General features: G+C 37.9%; 16 protein-coding genes and 1 pseudogene. 11 read left to right on the forward strand and 6 right to left on the reverse strand.

What is annotated here, in order from left to right; translation table 11 throughout:
* Position 1 precedes the first annotated feature (1 nt).
* The 4 genes and pseudogenes from CLV62_RS07050 to CLV62_RS07065 all read left to right on the forward strand — a co-directional run.
* On the forward strand, positions 2 to 2,140 hold the full coding sequence (locus CLV62_RS07050) for a DUF4450 domain-containing protein (protein WP_110310081.1): 2,139 nt from the start codon (positions 2 to 4) through the stop codon (positions 2,138 to 2,140).
* A gap of 6 nt (positions 2,141 to 2,146) precedes the next feature.
* Entirely contained in the window at positions 2,147 to 2,998 is an 852-nt protein-coding gene (locus CLV62_RS07055; RefSeq protein WP_110310082.1) for a hypothetical protein, read from the forward strand.
* Positions 2,999 to 3,479: 481 nt separating this feature from the next.
* Positions 3,480 to 4,964: a rhamnogalacturonidase gene (locus tag CLV62_RS07060; protein WP_110310083.1), complete on the forward strand. Its 1,485-nt coding sequence runs from the start codon at positions 3,480 to 3,482 to the stop codon at positions 4,962 to 4,964.
* A 97-nt stretch (positions 4,965 to 5,061) separates the two neighbouring features.
* Positions 5,062 to 5,994, forward strand: a pseudogene (locus CLV62_RS07065) (glycoside hydrolase family 43 protein); the annotation flags it as partial.
* A 17-nt stretch (positions 5,995 to 6,011) separates the two neighbouring features.
* Here the strand turns inward: CLV62_RS07065 and CLV62_RS07070 are convergent.
* Together CLV62_RS07070 and CLV62_RS07075 are read right to left on the reverse strand one after the other, a co-directional pair.
* The gene (locus tag CLV62_RS07070; RefSeq protein WP_110310085.1) at positions 6,012 to 6,497 is read right to left on the reverse strand and encodes a GNAT family N-acetyltransferase; all 486 of its coding nucleotides are present in this window, start codon (positions 6,495 to 6,497) and stop codon (positions 6,012 to 6,014) included.
* Between the two features lie 154 nt (positions 6,498 to 6,651).
* The gene (locus tag CLV62_RS07075; protein ID WP_110310086.1) at positions 6,652 to 7,548 is read right to left on the reverse strand and encodes a LysR family transcriptional regulator; all 897 of its coding nucleotides are present in this window, start codon (positions 7,546 to 7,548) and stop codon (positions 6,652 to 6,654) included.
* Positions 7,549 to 7,658: 110 nt separating this feature from the next.
* Here CLV62_RS07075 and CLV62_RS07080 point away from each other — a divergent pair, with 110 nt between their 5' ends.
* Positions 7,659 to 8,252, forward strand: coding sequence for an NAD(P)H-dependent oxidoreductase (locus tag CLV62_RS07080; protein WP_110310087.1), 594 nt, complete (start codon positions 7,659 to 7,661; stop codon positions 8,250 to 8,252).
* Between the two features lie 150 nt (positions 8,253 to 8,402).
* The gene (locus CLV62_RS07085; protein WP_110310088.1) at positions 8,403 to 9,674 is read left to right on the forward strand and encodes a peptidase U32 family protein; all 1,272 of its coding nucleotides are present in this window, start codon (positions 8,403 to 8,405) and stop codon (positions 9,672 to 9,674) included.
* A gap of 485 nt (positions 9,675 to 10,159) precedes the next feature.
* On the opposite strand, the gene CLV62_RS07090 is transcribed toward CLV62_RS07085, so the two are convergent.
* From CLV62_RS07090 to CLV62_RS07105, 4 genes are all read right to left on the reverse strand, one after another.
* Complete coding sequence (locus CLV62_RS07090; protein ID WP_110310089.1) at positions 10,160 to 11,233, reverse strand: NAD(P)H-dependent flavin oxidoreductase; 1,074 nt, start codon at positions 11,231 to 11,233, stop codon at positions 10,160 to 10,162.
* 101 nt (positions 11,234 to 11,334) lie between these two features.
* On the reverse strand, positions 11,335 to 11,580 hold the full coding sequence (locus CLV62_RS07095) for an RNA recognition motif domain-containing protein (RefSeq protein ID WP_110310090.1): 246 nt from the start codon (positions 11,578 to 11,580) through the stop codon (positions 11,335 to 11,337).
* Between the two features lie 388 nt (positions 11,581 to 11,968).
* Positions 11,969 to 13,102, reverse strand: a complete 1,134-nt coding sequence (locus CLV62_RS07100) for a hypothetical protein (protein WP_110310091.1) — start codon at positions 13,100 to 13,102, stop codon at positions 11,969 to 11,971.
* A gap of 112 nt (positions 13,103 to 13,214) precedes the next feature.
* Positions 13,215 to 14,381: an exo-beta-N-acetylmuramidase NamZ family protein gene (locus CLV62_RS07105; RefSeq protein ID WP_110310092.1), complete on the reverse strand. Its 1,167-nt coding sequence runs from the start codon at positions 14,379 to 14,381 to the stop codon at positions 13,215 to 13,217.
* A gap of 151 nt (positions 14,382 to 14,532) precedes the next feature.
* Here CLV62_RS07105 and CLV62_RS07110 point away from each other — a divergent pair, with 151 nt between their 5' ends.
* The 5 genes from CLV62_RS07110 to CLV62_RS07130 all read left to right on the forward strand — a co-directional run bounded on the left by CLV62_RS07110 (position 14,533) and on the right by CLV62_RS07130 (position 24,307).
* The gene (locus tag CLV62_RS07110) at positions 14,533 to 15,069 is read left to right on the forward strand and encodes an HDIG domain-containing metalloprotein (protein WP_110310093.1); all 537 of its coding nucleotides are present in this window, start codon (positions 14,533 to 14,535) and stop codon (positions 15,067 to 15,069) included.
* A gap of 596 nt (positions 15,070 to 15,665) precedes the next feature.
* The gene (locus CLV62_RS07115) at positions 15,666 to 18,833 is read left to right on the forward strand and encodes a SusC/RagA family TonB-linked outer membrane protein (RefSeq protein WP_110310094.1); all 3,168 of its coding nucleotides are present in this window, start codon (positions 15,666 to 15,668) and stop codon (positions 18,831 to 18,833) included.
* A 20-nt stretch (positions 18,834 to 18,853) separates the two neighbouring features.
* Positions 18,854 to 20,611 carry a RagB/SusD family nutrient uptake outer membrane protein gene (locus CLV62_RS07120; RefSeq protein WP_110310095.1) on the forward strand — a complete coding sequence of 586 codons (1,758 nt, stop codon included), beginning with the start codon at positions 18,854 to 18,856 and terminating at the stop codon, positions 20,609 to 20,611.
* A gap of 211 nt (positions 20,612 to 20,822) precedes the next feature.
* Positions 20,823 to 22,388 (forward strand): sulfatase family protein, encoded by a 1,566-nt coding sequence (locus CLV62_RS07125; protein WP_110310096.1) that lies wholly within the window; start codon positions 20,823 to 20,825, stop codon positions 22,386 to 22,388.
* Complete coding sequence (locus tag CLV62_RS07130) at positions 22,385 to 24,307, forward strand: heparinase II/III family protein (RefSeq protein WP_110310097.1); 1,923 nt, start codon at positions 22,385 to 22,387, stop codon at positions 24,305 to 24,307. Before CLV62_RS07125 ends, CLV62_RS07130 begins: the two co-directional genes overlap by 4 nt.
* Positions 24,308 to 24,360 lie beyond the last annotated feature (53 nt).

Here is a 24,360-nt window from a genome sequence, read left to right on the forward strand (position 1 = left end):
TATGAAGAAGATTATTTGCCTCTTATGTATTGTTTATCTGATGATACCTTCTCTAGGGGCATTTACTCCCGAGCCTGATATGTCGTGGACAAAAAAGGTAGGAGCCAGACAATATCCAAAAGGTACGAAGGTTTTCAATGTATCGGACTATGGGGCAATTGCAGATGGTACAACCTTAAATACAAAAGCTATACAAAAAGCGATAGATGCTTGTGCTCTGTCGGGTGGGGGAACTGTGACTTTCGAAAAAGGTAAATACCTCTCCGGTTCCTTGTATCTGAAAGAAGGAGTCAATTTTGAAATACCAAAAGGAACGATTCTTTTAGGAAGTACCAATATTGAAGATTATCCCGAAATTGATACTCGTGTAGCAGGTATAGAAATGCATTGGCCTTCGGCATTGATAAACGTTCTCGATCAGAAGAATGTAATGCTGAGCGGTTCGGGTATTGTACATGCGCAGGGTAAAGTCTTTTGGGATACTTATTGGGAAATGCGAAAGGAGTATGAAGCGAAAGGTTTACGGTGGATAATTGATTATGATTGCAAACGCCCCCGTACTTTATTAATTTCGAATTCGGAAGATATTACAGTTAAAGACCTCACTTTTCAACAAGCAGGTTTTTGGACTATTCAATTGCTCTACTCTTCTTATTGCACTGTCGATGGGGTAGTGGTGCAAAATAATATAGGAGGACACGGACCCAGTACCGATGGGGTGGATGTAGACTCTTCGTCTTATATCCTGATCGAAAATTGTGATATCGATTGCAACGATGATAATTTTTGCCTCAAATCGGGCAGGGATGCAGACGGGTTACGGGTAAATCGTCCGACGGAATATGTGGTAATTCGCAATTGCTTGTCTCGTGCAGGTGGCGGTTTAATTACTTGTGGCAGCGAAACATCGGGAGGAATCCGATATGTTTTAGCCGAAGGTCTGAAAGCAAAAGGAACAAATGTGGCTATCCGTTTGAAATCGGCAATGAACAGAGGCGGAACTACTGAGCATATCTACATAAAAGATGTTGAGTTGGAAGATGTAAATGTGGTTTTCGAAGCCAATGTAAACTGGAATCCTGCTTATAGTTATTCTACTCTGCCTAAAGAATACGAAAACAAACCATTGCCCGATCATTGGGTGAAAATGTTGGAAAAGGTAGATGCAAAGAAAGGTACGCCCTCGTTTAGAGATGTATATGTTTCGGACATTAAAATAAAGAGTTCCCGTAAATTCTTAGAGATCTCGGGTAATAAAGATGCTTATATGCAGAACTTTTATTTTGACAATGTTCAGGGTGATGTAGAAATGTTAGGTAATATTTCTTTTGCGAAGAATATTCATTTTCAGAATATAGATGTTAGAGCCGGAGATAATAAACCTGTTTCTATTGAAAACAGTAATAATATCAATTACCCGAAAGATATAGTCGGTAATGCCCCTTTTGCATATCAACTGAACGGAAAAAACAGCAATACTAAAATAGTACTGGACAAACATCCCGAATTAGCTTTCTACTTTCCCGAAATGGGAGGTAATTTAAAATTCGGAATTACAGGTACACAAGCTAATAAATGGCTGAGTGAATTTAAAGACGTAAGTGTGCAGCAATCGGATAAGAAGTCACTGGTTTATACTCTCTCCGATCCGTTATTGGGAAAAGGTAAGCTTGTAGTAACAGTTATTTCGCTGTCCCAATCGGACGGTGTAATCATAGAAGTGAATCCTGTGGATATTCCTCAAAACTTAAATCTATTTTGGTCTTATGGTGGTGCTTATGCCAAAGTATTGGGTGAAAACGAGCATGGTCGGTTAAAACCGATTTATTGCCGCAACAATATTTTCAGTGTAGAACAGACAGCTTTTACGCTGTATCACGGCGAAAGTATGCGATTGAAAACCGTCAATGCTGTTATGCCTGTAACGTCTGAAATCCGTTTGTCGGATGCTCATATACAAAAATCACCGCAAGCGTTTTTCGAATCGGGTAAGAAAACCGATTCGCCGGCTTTGGCGGCTACCCTGCCTTTGATTAGTAGTCAGAAAGAATATTTCTGTATCTATAAACAAAACGACAAAGCAGATTATAACCATTTTATGTTGCCCGATCTGTTTAAGGAAGAATCTCTAAAGAAATAATGGCTTATGAGGTGGTTGGTTTTAGTATATGCGTTTGTTTGTATGTTTTGTAGGGTTCAAGGCCAGACGGAGCAGACAGTATTTAAGGTATTCTGTTTTCCTTCCGATAAAAGACCTCTGATAGATGGCAATACTCGTGATTGGGATATTGTTCCCGCCAGTTATTTTATCGGAATCGATCAGATGACCGAAGACGAAGGTAAGTATTCAGAACCGAATAAATCGACATTGGATATTCAGGTGAAAGTAGGCTGGTCGGAAGGACAAAACCGCCTCTATTTTCTGTACGAAGCATATGATAATTACTGGTCTTTTTCGAGAGACGATCTGATGGTCGATATTTTTGAAGTCGTGGTTGACGGCGATCGTTCGGGAGGAGCTTTTATTGATAAATTCTATCCCTTCAAAGATATTACAAAAGAAGAGGCATGGAATTTATTTCACGGGCGGCAGGCTCAGAACTACCATATTTATACACCTCCCAAGAAAGGCGATTGGTGTATGTATTGGGGACCTCAACAGTGGCTGAAAGAAAAACCGTACTTCGATTATGCATATAAATACGATTTCAAAGAGGGCGAAAGTGGAAAGCTGGCCCTCGAATTTTATATAACACCATTCGACTATGCTTCACCAAAGGGCAGTAAGTTTTCGATAGAGTCCGACTTGTATGTCAATAAATTAATAGGTCTTTGTTGGGCGGTAATCGATTATGATAATAACGAAGGTAAGGCGAAAGACGGATTCTGGAATCTGTCACGCCACCATACTATGTACGGAAATGCTGATGAATTGAGGACTTTCAGATTGATGCCTTTAGAGACCTCACCCCGACCCTCTCCTAATGAGAGGGAGTAAAGAGAAATATTGCTTTCTCGCGTTGTAGGGGCGTACCCTTGGGGCGCCCGAAAGTATATTAGACACGGGTAGGGCAGAGCCCTACCCCTACAAATAAATCCTTAACTTAATGGTATTAGGAGAGGGCTGGGGTGAGGTCGAGTTGTTTTATTTATCTATAAGATAGTTGATTACCTTGAAAAAAGAAGATAAAGATATATATATTGAAACGGGTGTTACTTTTGTCACTTTTGTTACTTTTTATGTTTTTATTCGTTGATATACAGTTGTTTATAAAAGTGACAAAAAGTGACAAAGAATATACACAGAGTGTAACCTTTTTGTGTAGATTGTGTAGAAAACGTTACCATTGAGAGTATGTGTTACTTTTTTTAAAGAACAGACTTAAGGTCTCAGACCTTTTTATTGCTATGGCAAGCATAAAAACCAGAGATAGTTATGCTGATAAATCATCGCATTAAATATTTATAATTACTTAGATATGAAAAAAAATATATTCATACTTACCGTTCTCTTCTATTTTGTTGGCAGTCTATTTGCATCAACATATAATGTAAAAGAATATGGAGCAAAAGGGGATGGAAGGCAAATAGATTCTCCTGCCATAAACAAAGCTATTGAGGCAGCCGCAGCCAATGGAGGCGGAACGGTGTTCTTTCCTGCCGGAACGTATGCCGGTTATTCCATCCGTCTGCAAAGTAATATTCATCTGTATTTAGATGCAGGTGCGGTTATATTGGCAGCCTATCCCGAAAAAGATAGCGGTTATGATTTGGCAGAGGAGAACGAGCATAATAAATTTCAGGATTTCGGGCATAGTCATTGGAAGAATAGTTTGATATGGGGAATAGGTCTCGAAAACATATCTATTAGCGGACAAGGTTTAATAAACGGACAAGGTTTGACACGTGAAGAGAGCCGCCTTTCGGGAGTCGGAAATAAAGCCGTAAGCCTGAAATTATGTAAGAATATAACTATTAAAGATGTCTCGATGTTGAATTGCGGACACTTTGCATTGCTTGCTACGGGCGTTGATAACCTCACGATAAGTAATGTAAAAGTAGATACCAATCGCGATGGTTTCGATATAGATTGTTGTCGGAATGTACGTATATCGGATTGTTCGGTAAATTCGCCCTGGGACGATGCTATCGTTCTAAAGAGTAGCTATGCATTAGGCTTTTTTCGAGATACCGAGAATGTAACTATAACCAATTGCTTTGTTAGTGGATTCGATAAAGGTTCGATGTTGGATGCCTCTTTTCAGCGGGATGAACCACAAGCCCCCGATCAGGGGTATGTGACGGGACGAATAAAATTCGGAACAGAATCAAGCGGTGGATTTAAGAATATTACCATTTCGAACTGTATATTTGAGAGATGCAGGGGCTTGGCTCTCGAATCGGTAGACGGAGGGAGTCTCGAAGATATTACAATCACCAATATTACTATGCGTGATATAGTGAATGCACCTTTCTTTCTGCGTTTGGGTTCTCGTTTAAGAAGTCCGAAGGGTACACTTGTCGGAAATATATCGCGTGTAATCATCAGTAATGTAAATGTTTATAATGCCGATTCTCGTTATGCAAGCATAATAAGCGGAGTGCCTGATCATCAGATTAATGATGTCTTGTTGAGCAATATCCGAATACTTTATAAAGGTGGAGGAACTAAGGAAGATGCACAATTGCTGCCTCCCGAAAATGAGGCTCTGTATCCTGAACCTTGGATGTTCGGAACGATTCCTGCTTCGGGATTCTTTATCCGCCATGCTAAAAATATCGAGTTGAATAATGTGCAGGTTGATTTTATGAAAGAAGATTATCGCCCGTCATTATGGGTAAAAGATGCTGAAAATATCCGCTTAATTAATTATCGGGCAAAAGTAGCTAAAGGTGTGGAGCCTTATGTTTTACACAAAGTAGAGGGCTTTAAAGCTGAATTGAGCGAAGTGTCAGAGTTTTAAGGTTTCAGACCTTTTTACTACTTTGGTAAGTAAAATAACCAGAGCCTATTATAAATCCAACGTATATCATTAAATATATCCTTTTACTTATACAGAAATGAAAAGAGAAAATATTCCTTTTATTGTTTTTATATTGGCTGTGTTGCTGATTACAAGTACCATAAGCAGTACTGCAAAAGATGTTTATCTGTTTTCTTATTTTACGGGCAAGTCCGAGACTGGTCTGCATTTGGCTTACAGTTACGATGGCTTATCATGGACTCCTCTCCATGAGGGTAAAAGCTATTTATTGCCTGTGGTGGGTAAAGATAAATTGATGCGTGACCCCAGTATTGTACAAGCTCCCGATAAATCCTTTCATATGGTTTGGACTACGGGCTGGCACGATAATATTATAGGGTATGCTTCATCTAAAGACTTGATTAATTGGTCGGAGCAAAAAGCAATACCTGTAATGACTCACGAACCGACTGTTAGAAACTCTTGGGCTCCGGAACTGTTTTATGATGAAGCAAGCAAGCTGTATTATATATTCTGGGCATCTACTATTGATGGTCGTTTCAGCGAAGTAGGACCCTCGGAAGACGGTTTGGATCATCGGCAGTATTATGTAACGACTCCCGATTTTAAAACGTTCTCGGAAACAAAGCTTTTCTTTAACCCCCATTTTAGTGTGATTGATGGTGCTATCTTAAAGAAAGGAAAAGAGTATTTCCTCTTTGTGAAAAATGAGAACAAAACACCGCTCGAAAAGAATATAAGAGTGACTGTATCAAAGGATATAAATAATTTTCCGACAGAAGTATCCGCTCCTATTACGGGCAGTTGGGTAGAAGGACCTGCACCCTTGCAGGTTGGTGAATATATCTATGTTTACTTCGATAAATACCGCGAGGGGAAATACGGAGCAGTACGTTCTAAAGATGGTAAAACGTGGGAAGATGTTTCAGACTTGGTTACTTTTCCAAAAGGAACACGGCATGGAACAGCATTCAAGGTATCGGAAAGTGTATTAAATAACTTGTTGAAAAACAGTAAATAGCTGTTTTATAAAATCAGTTGCCAAAATTCAACATCAATGAGTTTATTGAATTTCAAACCTGATTCTTTAAAGTTACCGACCAATTCGAATTTAAACTTTTCGTGTAGTTTCTGACTAATAGGGTTGGGTAAAGAAATAACTCCAATCAACGAATGGATGTTTATAGTTCTGGCTCTGTTGATCAGTTCGGCATATAAGATGCTGCCTAGTCCTTTTGCCTGAGCCTTTTCGTCAATATATACGCTTGTTTCTAAGGTAATATCGTATGCCGATCGAGATCGCCAGTTGCTTAAATAAGCATAGCCGACTACATCGCCGTTTTCTTCGTAAACGATATAAGGAAAGTCTTTTGCAGTGATATACTTAATTCTATCAGCAATGTCTTCTTCTGTCACCAACTCTTCTTCGAAAGTGATTATGGTATCTTTTATATAAGGATTGTAAATCTCGGCTATCCTCTTAGCATCTGATAATTGCACATTACGTATCATATACGAATATTTAAAATAGGTGAGAAAATTAAGGTCTCAGACCTTTTTATTGCTTTGGCTGGGCATAACAACCAGAGGTGGCTATGCCGATAAATCATCGCATTAAATATTTAGAATTACTCATTTGCTAAAAGTAATAAAAAGAGCTGTTTTTTTATTCGAATTCTTTGATAAATATTTTTTGAAGTATCTCTAGTTCCTTTGCATATATTGTCTTCTTCCGTTGAGCAAAATATAAAGTGTTTTCCAATGGAACTTTCCCTTCCCATACTATTTTCACACTGCTGTTTGCAAACTGTTCTTTAGCTAAGAAATCGGGTACAACCGCAAATCCTTCTCGGTTAGATATAGAGCGTAGAATAGAACTCTTATTGGGTACAATAAAATTCGGCTTAAAATCGGGTCTTTTCTTAAAGTTCTGAATCCAGAAGTTTCTCAGATGTTCCATATCACCCGTCGTTCCAAACCAGACTTGATCGTTGAGCCATTTCTCAGCAGCTTTCAGATCACCTTTCCCTATGATCTTATTAAATTCTGAAATATCACTTTTAGCTCCTGCAACTATTACAATCTTTTCTTTCGAAAAAGAAGTGTATTGTATATTCAACGAATCGTCTTTCTGTGGAGAGATCACAAAGTCTAGCAACCCTTTATCCAGATCACCCAGCATCTGAGTATATCCGCCGAATTTAGATATCAGATCGAAAGGTAATTCGCTGATATATGGTTCCAGTACATGTTGAAATGTTTCGAAGCACATGCCGATACTTATACTTGTCTTGTCCGAATTGGCGTTCCTGTAAAAATGTCTTTCGGCAGCTTCCAATTTATCGACCCCCTCTACAATAGAGTTGTATAGAATATTTCCATGTTCGGTTGCCACCATCTTTCGTGTTCCCCTGTCGAATAATTTATATCCGATGTGGGCTTCCAATGAGGTAAGGTGTAAACTTACTCCCGGTTGAGAAATATATAGTTTATTGGCAGCTGCTGTAAGTGACCCAGTTTCGTATATTGCTTTGAATGTTCTGAACCATTCAAGATTTACCATATTTATATTTATTATAATTATGATGCAAATATATGAATTATATTATTTTGATAATTAATAAAAGGTGCGTATTTTTGTACCTGAATAATAAAAAGAATAAAAATTAGGTTATGAAAAAAATATTTGTGATAAATGCAGGGCAAGAATTTGGTCATTCAGGAGGTTTATTGAATAAAACACTATCAGAATGGACTGCCGGTTATTTTAAGAATAGTGGGGAATATGAAATCAAATTTACGGATATAAACTATGAATATGATTTGAGCGAAGAGGTTGAAAAATTTGTTTGGGCAGACGTAATTATTTATCATACACCTATCTGGTGGTTTCAGATACCTTTTGGTTTTAAAGAATATATTGACCGTGTATTTACAGAAGGTCATCAAAAAATCTATGTGAGTGATGGCAGACGCTCAGCAAATCCTACACGTAACTATGGAACAGGAGGGGCGTTGCATGGTAGAAAATATATGTTGACTACAACATGGAATGCTCCGGTGGAAGCATTTACACTTGAAGGTGAATTTTTTAGACAACACAGTGTAGATGACGGTGTAATGTTTGGCTTTCACCAAATGAATCAGTTTATTGGATTGTCCCGATTAGAAAGCCTTCACTTTTATGATGTGATGAAGAATCCGCAGATAGAACATTCGAAAGAAATATATTTGAAGCATCTATATAAAATAACTCCATCTTTATAAACAAGATTTGCTCTATTAAATAGATGAAAAGATTGTAGATCAGAAAGAGTAAGAAAAGGAGTCGAATGACTCTTTTTTTATTTATATCTTTGCACCCGATTTAATGTCAACGACCTATTTTATTTACACTACTTAATATAGCATTTCTGAATGAAAAATATTGCTGATTTTGAAATCATGGCACCCGTTGGGTCATACGACTCGCTGGCTGCGGCAATACAAGGAGGAGCCGACTCTATTTATTTCGGTATCGAAGGTTTAAATATGCGAGCCAAATCATCCAACAATTTTACACTGGATGATTTGAAAAATATTGTGCAGATATGTCAGGAGAATAATATGAAAAGTTATCTCACCGTCAATACTATTATCTATGATAATGATATCAGTCTGATGCATAAGATTGTGGATGCAGCCAAAACAGCCAATCTGTCGGCGGTTATAGCATCGGATGTATCGGTAATGATGTATGCACGCAGCATCGGAGTTGAGGTTCACCTTTCGACTCAGCTTAATATAACGAATTCGGAAGCATTAAAATTTTACGGTCAATTTGCCGATGTAGTAGTATTGGCACGAGAGTTGACTCTTGATCAGGTTGCCGATATTTATAAAGATATAGTAGAACAAGAAATAAAAGGGCCGAGCGGCGAACTTATCCGAATCGAAATGTTCAGCCACGGAGCTTTATGTATGGCTGTTTCGGGAAAATGCTATCTGAGTCTGCACGAAAAAGATTTATCCGCCAACAGAGGAGCTTGTAATCAGATGTGTCGCCGAGGCTATATCGTTAAAGATAAGGAAAGCGATATGGAATTCGAGATAGACAACGAATATATCATGTCGCCTAAAGATTTGAAAACAATCCATTTCATGAATAAAATGATGGATGCAGGTGTAAGAGTATTCAAAATAGAAGGTCGTGCACGTGGTGCGGAATATGTACGCACAGTTGTCGAATGTTACAAAGAAGCCGTGAAAGCCCATTGTGAAGGTACATTCTCGGAAGAGAAAATCGCCGACTGGGATACACGTTTGGCAACCGTATTCAATCGTGGATTCTGGGACGGTTATTATCTGGGGCAACGTCTGGGCGAATGGTCGATGAACTACGGATCGGAGGCAACTAAAAGAAAAATATATATAGGTAAAGGACTTAAATATTTCTCTAATATCGGGGTTGCTGAATTCCTGATGGAAACTCAATCACTCAGAGTAGGAGACGAAATTCTTATTACAGGTCCTACAACAGGAGCTGTGACTCAAACAGTAGAAGAAATACGTGTAGATTTAGATTCTGTAGAAGAAACCGTAAAGGGAGAAAAATTCTCAATCAAGCTGACAGAGAAAATTCGTCCTTCAGACAAGCTTTTCAAATTAGTTAAAGTTACACCGAAGAAAAAGTTTGTTGAGAAAGAATAGTATCCATTGAACTATTTGATAATTGTTAAAGACAAGCGGGGAAAAGACTTTCCTCGCTTTTTTATTTTTGTCCTATCTCACTATACACAGAAACAATTAGTAAATCAAAAATATCAATTAGAAAAAAAAGAATTTTTAGAAACTAAAACTGCTGATCCTTTGTTTAATATATAGAAAAAGGGCTTAGAGTAGTCAAAGTTAAAGAGGGTAAAAAACTGAGACAAAAAAGAGCGAACGTTATGTACTTAATTTTCTTGACAAAAGAGGTAAGTAGCTCAGAAAATCAGAACAATAAGCTAAAGAGATTAGTTCGCCTCTCGCAGCAAAAAAAAGTGTTCTTTATATAACGGGATTTTTAAATCAAAAGTGAACTCACCTTTTTCTGAATAGTTTATGTTTTCTAGTGTTAGTGTTTTATAAGTGGGAGAGGGAGTGAATTTGCGTTCACCCCCTCTTTTCTTTTTTGTCAGATCAAGCTTATTTCTTTACAGAACAGTTTGTTTAGCCAATAAAAATTCTGCTTTTAATAAAGCAATAGTTTCTTTGACACTTATTATTTTTTTAGCCAAATGGGCATTCACTCCGGCAAAAGCATACCCTTTATCCATATTTCCTTTGGCTGCATTATACAGTGCTAAAATGATGCAATAGGGACTTTTAGAGTAATCGCAGGTTCTTATACAATGATACGGGCAGCTTTTCGGAACTTCCGATCCGCTTTCCACTTTCCTTATAAATACTCCGTCGATTGCTCTTCCGGGCATTCCTACAGGGCTATTAATTATTTTAATATCTTCCACTTTCGAATCTATAAATACATTCTTAAAGGTAAGTGAAGCATCGCATTCGTCGGTGGTCACAAATATAGTACCCATTTGTACTCCTGATGCTCCCATTTCGATAAAACGATACATATCTTGTCCCGAATGAATTCCTCCGGCAGCGATAACAGGGATGTTTTTATGCTCTTTGTATGACATTGCAACTTCTACAACCTCAGGAACAATCTGTTCTAACGAATAGTTTGCATCCTCAAGTTGACTGGTTTTGAATCCTAAATGCCCTCCGGCTTTAGGTCCTTCCACTACAATAGCATCCGGTAAATAGTTGTAGTTAGCAAACCATTTATCGCAAATTATTTTAGCTGCACGTGACGATGATACGATAGGCACCAGTTTTGTGATGCTGTCAGACTTAAGGTAAGATGGTAAATCAAGAGGAAGACCTGCTCCCGCAAAAATAACATCTGCTTTTTCAGCTATAGATGTACGCACCATGTCGGCAAAGTTAGTAAGTGCTACCATTATATTGATACCCACTACTCCTTTTGTTTTTTCTTTCGCCTTTCTGATTTCTTCTTTCAATCCCCAAATGCAATCGCTCAAATAATTTGATGCCGGTTGACGGTACATCAAACCCAGACCGGCACATGATATTACGCCGATACCTCCTTCGTTAGCAACTGCTGATGCTAATCCCGATAGAGATACACCAACGCCCATACCTCCCTGAATAACTGGAAGTTTAATTTCTAAGTTTCCTATATAAAATGATTTCATATATAATGTAAAAACAGACAAATCTAGATGCCCAGAATTTGTCTGTATTGGTTAATCTGAAGCTTCTTTAATCTTTTAAATAGCCGTTAAGGCGAAGCAAATTATACTTTTGGAATAGCTTCTTTCACCACCATTGGGCGACCTAAATGATCTTTTCCATTAAGAGTCTGAATAGCGTTTTTAGCGTCAGCTTCGTTTTCCATTTCAACAAACCCAAATCCTTTTGATCTATTTGAAGTTCTATCGATAATTAATTTAGCAGAAACAACTGGACCGAAATCGGCCATTAATGCTTGTAAATCTGATTCCTTAACTTCGTAGCTAAGATTTCCAACATAAATGTTCATAACAATATTTTTTAATTAAGTGATTTTAAAAACAAGAAGTAGAATAAGGTCTAATTTCAACAATAGGAGACTTAATGGGTTACATTAAGAAAAGTAATGAAGATAAAGAACAAAATAAACTTTTTTTGTTTCTAGTACGAAAGAACGGAATAATTATCTGGATGCATACTATATAGTAGTAGGTTATTTTCTCAAATGAACCTATTTTACATTTTTTATATCTACATAAACATAAATTAACTATAAAGGTGTTTGCAATTTCCTTTTAATTGTTTAATCAACCATTATCAAGACAAGTTAAAAACTTGAGCGCTTTTATTGCTTTAGCAGGTATAATTACAATTGACAATTTAGGTTTTAAAATATCAGATTAGATATATAGTATTACTTATCTATTTCCTTTTACTTTCATTGATCGAATTAACTTATCACTGTTTATTTCAAGTAAGAGATTTTGTTTTAACTTATCGTTTTTCTTCTTCTTTATATCATAAACGATTTCTTTCTCAACTGTTAACTCTACAAAGACAATTCCTTTATTATCTTGCTTAGCTGACAAAGATTCTGGTAGCAGGTTATAAGTTATTTTCTTAATCTTTTTATCAGAATATTCTTTTGCAATTGAAGACACAACCTCAGTACTACTCATTTCACCTGTAAGATAAAAGGTTTTGGGAGCAAATTCTTTGAGTAAATTTTTAGGTTTGTTTTCCGACAGTTTCTTGAAAAAGTCTACCAAATCTATTTTAAGGCTTTCCAACGATGTCCCACTTAATACCACGATCTGAGAGAGATAGTCATATTTTTCTTTTGCTTCATCTTTATGAGCACCTGTTATATTGCCCAGATCGATATTTTCAAGATAAGCTTTGTAAGCATCTGCTGTATTATCTTTGAGAGTGGTACTCCAACTCAGAGAATCCATAATTATACGGATTTGATCTATATGCGGTGTTTTAGGATTTTCGCTCAGATAAGCATAGAATGCATTTATATCCGATGATTTACGAAGCTTTTCCCAAGTCTGAACTTCTGCCTCTCTAGCTGTCCTGATTCGTTTCTCAGCTTCTTCCACAAAATTTCCTTCGGGATATCTTACCAGATATTTAGAATATGATAAGGGTGTATTCTCTTCAACACACTGCATCCAAAACATCTCTTGCCTTTCGTCCGATTCACGAGTGTGGGCAATATTTAAGGCACCTATAATACCTATAACTACCAGAATCGCAGATCCCAAAATGATAAAGAGAATCCCTTTCGATATCTTCGAACGGGCTTTAACCGGTTCTGCCGATGCTGAAACAACTTCTTCAAGAGGCTCATCCTCGACTTGAGATACAGGCTCTGTCGATTCATCATTTTCTACTTGAAGTTCATCCTTCGGCGAATTATCAATATCATCTTCGTCTAAAAAATCTGTGGCATACTGATGATCCATATGATCTTTACACTCTTCGCAAATATTCTCGTTCTCTGTTATGGGTTTGCCGCAAAATGGGCATTGTTTACTATCTGACATATATTATCCGGTTACGGTATTCGTTTTTAATTAAATGAAAGTATGTAAAATATACTTTGAATTATAGCAGGCTGTTGTTGTTCTTACCAAAATTACAAATCGGTCTGAGACCTTACTTTCTATCCTCGTACAGAATATATTTCTTTCTCCTTTGTTTATACTCATTCAAACCCTTCTGCCATGTTTTACGGATAGCTTCTTCTGACTGACCTGCTATAATTTGCCTTTGCAGGCTGTTTGTTCCCGATAACAGATTCATAAAATCGGGAGACGTGAAAAATTTCGCTCCTAACCCCGATTTCTTATAAAAGTCGAGCAGATATGAAAGGCTTAACCCCTTATCAAACTCAATCTTTCTAAGATCGTATCCATAGCAAAGCTTATCTTTCTGCAAGGGGTTCTTTTCAAATCCCGGTAAAGAAACAGGTGTAAAGGTAAATGTCCCGAATTTAGGGTTGGGATACCCGATTACCTGAAACGGAAAATAAGTTCCTCTGCCAACACTTATCCCTGTAGCTTCGAAAAAACAAAGAGAAGCATACAACCTGATCGCCTGATCGTTTGGCAAGTTGGGTGATGGTTTGATAGGTAATGAATAAGGATCGCCATGTTTCCAGCCTTCTATGGTAATAATCTTCAAATCACATGTAAGCTTTCCCTTTAGCCATCCCTCGCCATTTATCATTTGAGCTAATTCTCCTACTGTCAATCCATGCAATACAGGTATCGGATGCATTCCTACAAATGATTTATAAGGCAATTCCAAAACAGGACCATCAATATAATCATGAGGGTTAGGACGATCGAGTATTATACATTCCTTCTTATTCTCGGCACAACCTTCCATTACATAATGCATTGTACTTATATAGGTGTAAAATCGGGCTCCCACATCCTGAATGTCAAAAATTACAACATCAACGCCTTTGAGCATTTCGGCGGATGGTTTCTTATTCTTACCGTATAATGACATCAAAGGTATTCCCGATTTTATATCTTTACCATCGGCAACCTGCTCTCCGGCATCTGCATTTCCTCTGAAACCATGCTCGGGTGCAAAGATTTTGACTACATTCACATTCTCAGATAAAAGTGCGTCAAGCAGATGTGTACCATCTGTCAAACAGCTCGTATGATTAACAACCAGTGCAACACTCTTGTTCTTCACCAGTGGGAGAAGTTTATCCGGTTGATCGGCGCCTACTTTTATTTTATTCGTTCCTGAACTAAAAGTGCAGAATAGAGCAGAAAATAATATCAATAAAAATCCTCTTTTCATAAAATTGGTTATTTCCAAAATGTCAGACTTCTTTTTATTTAACTATAAGGACAAATCTCAATTATAATTAAATAATATTTCATTAAATACTTATAGTTACTTATTTTTGTAAAGATAAGTGTTATTGTCGTCTAAATAAAGCCTTTGATAAATGAATCCTATCGATATAATCAAAAAATACTACGAGGAGAGCTCATCTCTATACAATATATTGGTGAATCATAGTTCGGATGTAACAAAAAAAGCACTTGATATTGCCAAGAAACATCCCGAACTGAATATTGATATGCAGTTTGTCCGTGAAGCAGGAATGTTACATGATATCGGCATTTTTAGGACGAATGCTCCATCTATAGATTGTATTGGCGAATATCCTTATATAGCTCACGGATACTTAGGAAGTGAATTGTTACAAAAAGAAGGATACCCTAAACATGCTTTAGTCTGCGAAAGACACACAGGTGCAGGGCTAACCATTGACGAAATAATTGAACAAAAGCTACCGTTACCGCATCGCGAAATGATGCCTGTAAGTATCGAAGAACAATTGATATGTTTCTCCGATTGCTTTTTCTCGAAAACACATTTGGGAGAAGAACGACCAATAGAAACAATCAAAATCAAATTGGGCAGATTTGGAAACAGATCGGTTAAACAATTTACAGAATGGTGCGAACTCTTCTTGTAAGATTTTGTACCGAAATAAAGTTTTCAAAAATACTTCGCCTATAGGTTATCACAATGAGGCTTTGTCAAAAGTCTGAATAGAACGCAAATTACACTGAAAATAACTGAAAATACAAAATTCTAGATTAAATTCTAAGTCGCTAAGGAACAGGGGATTTTGCGATGTAGGGGCGAACCTATGTGTTCGCCCGATATGATGGCAGACACTTAGGTCTGCCCCTACAACCAAGACTGGGCTGAGGTGAGGTACTAAATCTGTATTATCAGTGTATTCTGTGTGCTGATTTTTTTTTCATAGAATTATAAATTGTGTGAAAATTCAGAAACATCCCACATAAAAGACTTTTTAGCACAAATTAAAAGCACAAATAGTTAATCATAAGAGAACTAAGCTGTGAAAATGTTACTATCTATACGTCATGGGCATGATGTTAAATAGATAGGTTTGGACAATTTGCACCCTTAATTCAGACGGAATACACACATGCCACACCTTAAAGAACACTAATTTTGGTTTGAAACATTAAAAATGTTAACCTTTTAAAGACCATAGAGTTAGAAGCTCTTAGTGATTAACCTTTTTTTAATTTAAAGCTTATGATAAACAAGCGAGTTTACTATTCCCCATTATTCAGACGAATATTGATAGGGGGTACAATGCTCTTCCTTACTACAGGAATTGCTTTTGCGGAGAAAAACATAGTGGTGGAAAACACTACAGTCAATCAAACCGACCAACAGAGACAAGTATCCGGAACTGTAGTAGATCAAACCGGCGAAGCTGTAATTGGAGCTACGATCGTAGTAAAAGGTACTACAGTCGGCACTGTTACCGATTTAGATGGAAAATTTACTATAAATGTTCCTTCCAATGCAGTTATATTAATTAACTATGTGGGATATTTAAGTCAGGAAATCAGAGTTGGAAATCAGACTACCCTTAACATAACCTTGAAAGAGGATACACGAACTCTTGATGAAGTGGTGGTAGTAGGGTATGGTGTACAGAAAAAAGTAAACCTGACAGGTTCTGTTTCTAATATCAAAATGAGCGAATTAGTAGAAAGCCGCCCCATTGCCAACGTATCTCAAGGGCTTGCCGGTATGGCTGCCGGTGTACAAGTAACATCGAATCTTAACCGTCCCGGAGAAAACAATGCCTCTATTATGATTCGCGGACAGGGTACTTTAAACAATTCGGCTCCATTGGTAATCGTCGATGGTGTAGAAAGTAACATCAACAGTGTAAATCCTCAGGATATTGAAGACATATCGGTACTGAAAGATGCAGCTTCTGCGGCAATATACGGATCGAGAGCTGCTAATGGAGTTATACTTATCACAACCCGCAAAGGTGTAGCCGGTAGTGTAAAAGTTGATTACAATGCTTATGTTTCTTGGGAAACCATCAGTAACAAGTTTGATTTGGTAAATAACTATGCCGATTATATGGAGTTGATCAACGAAGGTTTGGCAAACTCCAAGCTGGCTACTAAATTCTCTAAGGACAAGATTAATGAATGGAGAACGGGCACTGATGGTCTAAAATATCCGAATACCGATTTGATGGATGCTTTGTTTAAAACAAATGTCGGAACAAATCATAATTTATCGGTAAGCGGAGGCTCTGAAAAAGTGAAATTTTATACTTCATTCGGCTATCTGGATTCTCCGGGTATTATGGAAAATGTAGCTTACAAACGTTACAACCTGAGAACTAATCTCGAAGCTAATGTAAAACCATGGTTAACAGTAGGTACTAATTTGAGCGGCTATCTGGGACAAACAGAGTCGGGGTCGGGTATTGCCGATAGTGATGACGATTCAAGTATTTTTACTTTCTCGGCGGCAACCACTCCGGGAATGGTATTCAGAGCACCCGATGGAAGATACGGCTCGATGAACAATACGGAAGATGACGCTCAATCGGCAAATAATAACCCATTATACCGTTTAAACTATAGAAAAGGTACTAATGAGAACCGTCACCTTAAATCCCGTTTTTATGGGACATTAAAACCGATCGAAGGATTAAGCGTTACAGGGTCGTTTAACTACATCTTTACTGATAAGCTAAAAGATCAGCAACCTATATTTATTCCCCAATGGAACTTCTTAACAGAAACAATGAGTTCTGATGGTGTTGGAAAAACCTCAATAATGAATAGTGACTACAAGTGGAATAACTATTTAATGGATGCCGTTGCGACATATACAAACAATGTATCTAAATTGAATTATTCAATAATGGGAGGAGCCAGTCAGGAGTTATTCAGATACAAATGGTTTCAGACTACTAAACAAGATTTGCTGGATCCCGACTTAGGAGCAATAAACGGTGCTACCGGTGCTGCCAGTGCTAGTGGAAATACAGTTGAATGGACTATGCGCTCTTTCTTTGGACGTATTAATCTGAACTGGGATGAAAAGTATTTATTTGAGTTCAATATGCGTGGCGACGGATCATCGCGTTTTACCAAAGATAACCGTTGGGGATATTTCCCTTCTGCATCAGCAGCATGGAGAATCGATCAGGAACCATTTATGGTAGAACTGGTTTCAAAAGGTATCAGTAACCTGAAAATCAGAGCTTCTTATGGTGAGCTGGGAAATAATGCACTAAGCAGCTCCGATGCCGATATCAAAGGCAACTATTTAGCTCAATCATTATACGGAGCCAGCAATTATATTACCAATAATCTGTTAGCTATGGGAGTAGCCCAAACGGCAATATCGAATGCTAATCTTACTTGGGAAAGAACCAAAGCTACAGGTGTAGGATTGGATTTCGGGCTATTGAACAATAAATTGACCGGTACATTAGAGTATTTTCATAAGAAAACAGAAGATATATTAATTGACTTACCTATTCCTTTAGTAAATGGTAATGCTACGGCTCCACGTCAGAATGCAGCAACGGTAGTGAATAAAGGCTTTGAGATTTCCCTAGGATGGCAGGATAAAATACAAGAGGTTTCTTATTTTGCAAATACTAACTTCACCTTCCTGAACAATAAAGTCACCAAATATAAAGGGGATGTAATGACGTTAAGCGGAGCAAATATGCTCAAAGAAGGATATGCTATCAATACACAATATGGATATGTTGTAGACAGATTGGTGCAAAATCAGGCGGATATGGATTATGTACAAAAATTTGTAGATAACTCTACTGCGACTAATCCGTTTGTTTCGGCAAAAAGACCTGAATTAGGAGACTTTATGTACAAAGATTTGAACGGCGACGGGGTAATCAATGACGAAGACCGCACAGTAATAGGACATGGGCCTACTCCTACATTTACTTTTGGTATAAACTTAGGGGCTGCATACAAAGGTTTTGATTGCTCGGTACTTATACAGGGTGCGACAGGAATGGAACAATACCTGTTAGATAATTATTATCGTCCGCAAATACGTACCGGATATCAAATAAACAAGCAAATTGCTGATGGCAGATGGTATGAAGGAAGAACAGGAAATGCATCATTTCCCCGTCTGCTGGAATACAGCGATACACGCAACACTATTGTAAGTGACTTCTGGGTACAGGATAAGTCCTACGTTAAAATAAAGAATATACAATTGGGCTATGCGTTACCTAAATCTTTGGTATCACGTTTATCTATCGACAGGATACGAGTTTATGGTAGTTTAGAAAACTTCTTCACATTTACCGGCTATGACGGATTAGATCCTGAGGTGAGCGGTTTTGCTTATCCGACTTCTAAACAAGCAGCAATAGGTATCAATGTAACATTCTAATCTCTTAAACAAAAACGAATATGAATAAGTATAAAATATTTATAACAGCATGTATTGCACTTGTAGCATTCAGCGGATGTTACGATTTAGACAGATTTCCCTATGATCAGGTAAGCGAAGGCACATTCTGGAAAAATGAGACTCAGGTCAATCAGGGTATGATGGGTGTATACGCAGCATTACGGGTAGACGATGCCTTCGGGTTGAAATTTGCCATCGATAATATTTCCGACATGGGTGTGGGGTATGATCCTCAGGGGTATGGGCCGGTTTTATTAGGAACTTATACAGGTCGAACCGATTTAATCAAAAAATCGTGGAAGTCTTTATATGACGGAGTTATGCGCTCCAATCTGGCTATACGGAAAATAGCCGATGCCACAGAACTTACACCTGAGGCTAAGAGTAAATATGTAGCAGAAGCTAAGTTTTTACGTGCAGTATTTTATTTCCAGTTATACAATCTTTATGGAGGAGTTCCTTTATACGATGAAACCATTAATCAATCAACAGATTACAATACTTTGTTAAAAGCCCGCAATACGGACAAAGAAACTGTTGATTTTATAATAAAAGATCTAACTGATATAATAAATGGAGGATCGCTGCCTGTAAAATGGGAGACAGCAAATACAGGGCGAGCCACATTAGGGGCGGCTTATGCACTACGGGGAAAGGTATATTTATATACCAAAGAGTATCAAAAAGCATCTCAGGACTTTGAGGAAGTAATAACTGATTCTAAAGGAAAAGGTTATGGTTACAAACTGTATAATAATTATGCCGATCTGTTTAAACCCGAAGGAGATGAATCCTCTGAAATGATCTTTGCCATACAAAACGCAGGTGGAGTCGGCACAGATTATGGTATGCCAATGACATTCTATATGGGAACACGTAGTTCGTTCGGTAGCTGTTGGAACAATGTTATGCCTTCGGTAAAGCTGGTTAACGAATATGAGTTGAAAGACGGAAAGAAATTTGACTGGGAGGATTATATACCGGGATTTACAGATGTTACCAATGTCGGACAGATAATCAGAGATGAGACATTTGTAAGCACATTAAAATCGGATGGAAAAGCAGTGGATACTTACCCTAAAAATAAAGATATCTTGTTGTCGATGTATGAAAACAGAGATCCTCGTATGGCATCTACCGTTCTTTTACCATACACCATGTATAATGGTTGGGTAAGCAATAAAGCCAGAACATGCGAATTTGTGGTAGCCCGTAATGTGGCACCTAACGAGTCGAATGGTTTTGTGAGGATCAACGGTGCATATACCGAAAGCTATGTATTCAGGAAATTTGTTGCCGAAGGCAATATGAACGGAGGCATTAACAACAGGGCACATACGCCTATTAACTTCCCTCTGATTCGTCTGGCAGATGTTTATTTGATGTATGCAGAATGTCAAAATGAATTGGACAAACAAGGAATTGCCGTAGAATATATAAATAAAGTACGTCAACGCCCGTCGGTTAATATGCCTGCTGTTAACAGTGGACCTGCATGGCTAAAGGCTTCAACCAAGGAAGAGGTATTTGACAGAATTCAACACGAAAGAGCAATAGAACTGGCTGCCGAAGGGCACCGTTGGGACGATCTTCGTCGTTGGAAATTAGCCAAAACTCTTATCCCTGGAAACGTTTATGGCTTTACAGGTAAAAGATTACTGACCAAAGTATTTATAGACAGGGACATGTTATGGCCTATCCCCGGAGAGGAAATGGATATAAATCCTAATTTAGTTAATAACCCCGGATGGCAATAAAAAAATAGAATTTACAAAATATCCGGATACTTGAAAAACACATTCATACTTATTTAATAAATTATATGGGCTGAAATAATGCCCATATAATTTATTAATTTAAGGTCGAAAACCTTTTTATTGCTTTGGCAAACATAAAAAAAACAGATAATTATAGTGATAAAATATCGCATTAAATATCCGGAGCTACTTAATTAATATTGTAACAATTATGAAGGGAAAAAATATTAATATCGTTTTAGGAGGATTAAGTTTTCTCTCTTTAGTAGGTTGTAAGTCAGAGAAGATCAGTACAGAACCTACTTTTCCCAATGTTATCTATATATTTCCCGATCAGATGCGTAATCACGCAATGGAATTCTGGAATCAGGAAGGATACAATGATAAAGTAAATTTTACAGGAGACCCTGTATACACTCCAAACCTAAATAAATTTGCAAACGAATCACTGGTACTGTCATCGGCAATCAGCAATTGTCCTGTCAGTAGTCCTCATCGTGGAATGTTCCTTACAGGAATGTACCCTGAGAATAGTGGAGTAACACTCAATTGCAATTCAAACCGACCAATCAGCAATCTCAAAACAGAGACCAACAACATAAGCGATGTTTTCAGCATGGCAGGATACGACTGTGCATACATCGGCAAGCTTCATGTAGACTATCCCACCGCGAATGATCCTGCCAATCCGGGACATTATGTAGAAGACAAACAACCCGTGTGGGATGCTTATACTCCACCCGAAAGACGACACGGGTTTAATTATTGGTATTCCTACGGAACTTTTGATGTGCACAAGCACCCTCATTACTGGGATACTCAGGGAAAAAGACACGATATAAACAAGTGGTCGCCCATACATGAGGCAGATATGGCTATCGCCTACCTGCAAAACAAAGACGGGGTACGCGACGCTAAGAAGCCTTTCTTCATGGTAATAAGTATGAATCCTCCACACAGTCCCTACGGATCGTTAGAGGATTGTATGGAAGAGGATTATAATCTGTATAAAGATAAATCGACAGATCAATTACTCATTCGTCCGAATGCTGATTTATCAATGGAGAAAACCCGATCGGCACCTTACTATTTTGCATCAGTAACAGGTGTAGATAGAGAATTTGGTCGGATACTGCAAGCTCTCAAAGATCAGGGATTAGATAAGAACACGATCGTTGTATTTACTTCCGATCATGGAGAAACAATGTGCAGCCAAGGACTTGAAGATCCTAAAAACTCGCCTTACAACGAAGCTGTAAACGTTCCTTTTATTGTTCGCTATCCGGAGAAGATAAAACATCGTGTTGATAACCTGCTGTTATCTTCGCCCGATATTATGCCAACCCTATTGGGTTTATGCGGACTCGAAAAGCAAATACCATCAACCGTAGAAGGTCTGAACCATGCCAATATATTCTACGAAAAAGAACAGAATAATTACAGACCCAAAGGTGCATTATACATCAAGAATGCAGACAGAGACAAAAACGAAGAAGGCAAAGTGATTTCATACTTCCCCTCATCACGAGGAATTATTACCGATCGGTACACTTTGACATTTACAATCGATAAAAAGACAAAGGCTCTAAAGGAAACTCTTCTGTTCGATAATATAAATGATCCGTATCAGTTGAAAAATTTACCAATAAAAAGCCATAAAGAAATTGTAGATCAATTGACCTTGGAGATGGTTCGGCTCTTAAAACAAGCCAACGATCCTTGGTACAGAGAGCAAATTTTGAGAGAATTAATACCCTATGAAAATCTGATACTATGAAAAACAAAAAACACATCCTTATTATTCTTTTACTGTTTCTTACAGTAAATACATTTGCTTATACTGAAAAAAATCTGCTCGTGAAAAAAGCAGATATGGAAAGTCTTAAAAGTATGCTGATCATGAACCAGAAATGGGTGCCATATCCTAAGTATAACGATCGCAAAGGCTGGGATAATTTATTGGGAGACTCAAAAGCCGATCTGATTAAAGATGGAGAGAAATACCTCAATTACGAATGGCAAGTGGTAAAAGCCACCGATTATCTGGAATTTGAAAGATCGGGTAATCGTAATATAATGGAGAGTCCGTATAACAACAATAATAAAGCAACGGTAGCTCTGCTAATGGCCGAATTAGCAGAAGGAAAAGGACGCTTTATAGATCAACTGATTAATGGTGTTTACCAATCGTGTGAAATGACATCGTGGGCACTATCGGCTCACCTTACGGCTCAGCACTCCAAAAGAATTTTACCCGATTACACCGAGCAGATTATAGATTTGGGGTCGGGCAATTTGAGTGCAGTATTGGCGTGGACATATTATTATTTCAATAACGAGTTCGATAAAGTAGACCCTGCCATATCGAAACGTCTGTACCGCGAACTAAAAGATCGCACGTTAGACCCATATATGAATGAAGACCGTTTCTGGTGGATGGCATTCAACCTTAAACCGGGGGGGATGGTCAACAACTGGAATCCTTGGTGTAATTTTAATGTACTGCAAACCTGTATGCTTCTCGAAAACGACAAGGACAAACTGGCAAAAGCTGTGTACAGAACCATGCAATCGGTAGATAAGTTTATCAACTATACACACTCCGATGGAGGATGCGAGGAAGGTCCTTCGTATTGGGGACATGCAGCAGGTAAAATGTATGATTACTTGCAATTACTAAGCAATATTACAGATGGTCAGGTTTCAATATTCAATGAACCTATTATCAGAAATATGGGCGAATACATTTCGAGATCATATGTCGGTGACGGATGGGTGGTAAATTTTGCGGATGCTTCAGCCAAAGGTGGAGGTGACCAACAGTTGATATACAGATACGGTAAAGCGGTAAACAGCACCGAAATGATGCAATTCGCAGCTTATCTTGAAAAACAAAAACCTTCTAAGTTTAAAGCTGATATAGATATTTTTCGTGCATTTCAAACCTTACTATACAGACACGAATTGAGCAGCCAAAAGCCGGTACATATTACACCTGATTATACATGGTATCCCGAAACCGAATTCTGTTATATAAAAGATAAAGCGGGTTTGTTTTTGGCTACCAAAGGTGGATATAATAATGAAAGCCACAATCATAACGATATAGGTACATTCTCTCTTTATATCAACAATATGCCTGTTATAATAGATGCAGGTGTAGGTACATATACCCGACAAACATTCAGCAGCGAAAGGTATTCTATCTGGACAATGCAAAGCAACTATCATAACCTGCCTATTATTAACGGAGTACCTCAGGCGTTCGGCTCTCAATACAAGGCAAAAAACATTGCCTTTAATCCAAAGAGCAGTACTTTTTCGGTAGATATATCTAAGGCATATCCCGAAACTGCACAAGTGAAACAATGGATTCGTTCTTACAAACTGAAAAACGGGACTCTAGTTATTGACGATATTTTCGATTTATCTGAAGCAACTCAAAACAATCAGATCAATTTCCTTACATGGGGAGATATCAACATAGATATTTTGGGTGAAGTAACTATAAGCACCAACGGACAAAAGGCTGTTTTGGAATATGACAAAAATAATTTTACTCCCGCTATAGAAACTATCACTTTAGATGATTCCCGACTGTCGAATGTATGGGGAGAGAAAATCTATAGAGTATCTCTTAACGCCAAGAATGCCGTAAAGAAGGGAAAATACTCCTTTGTGATTAAGAAAAAATAAAGCCATTGTAGGGCAGATCTATGTGTCTGCCCTCTGCGGGTGAACTCATAGAT

Source organism: Indolivaga alginatilytica, from assembly GCF_003201355.1.
Lineage (GTDB): Bacteria > Bacteroidota > Bacteroidia > Bacteroidales > Dysgonomonadaceae > Dysgonomonas_A > Dysgonomonas_A alginatilytica.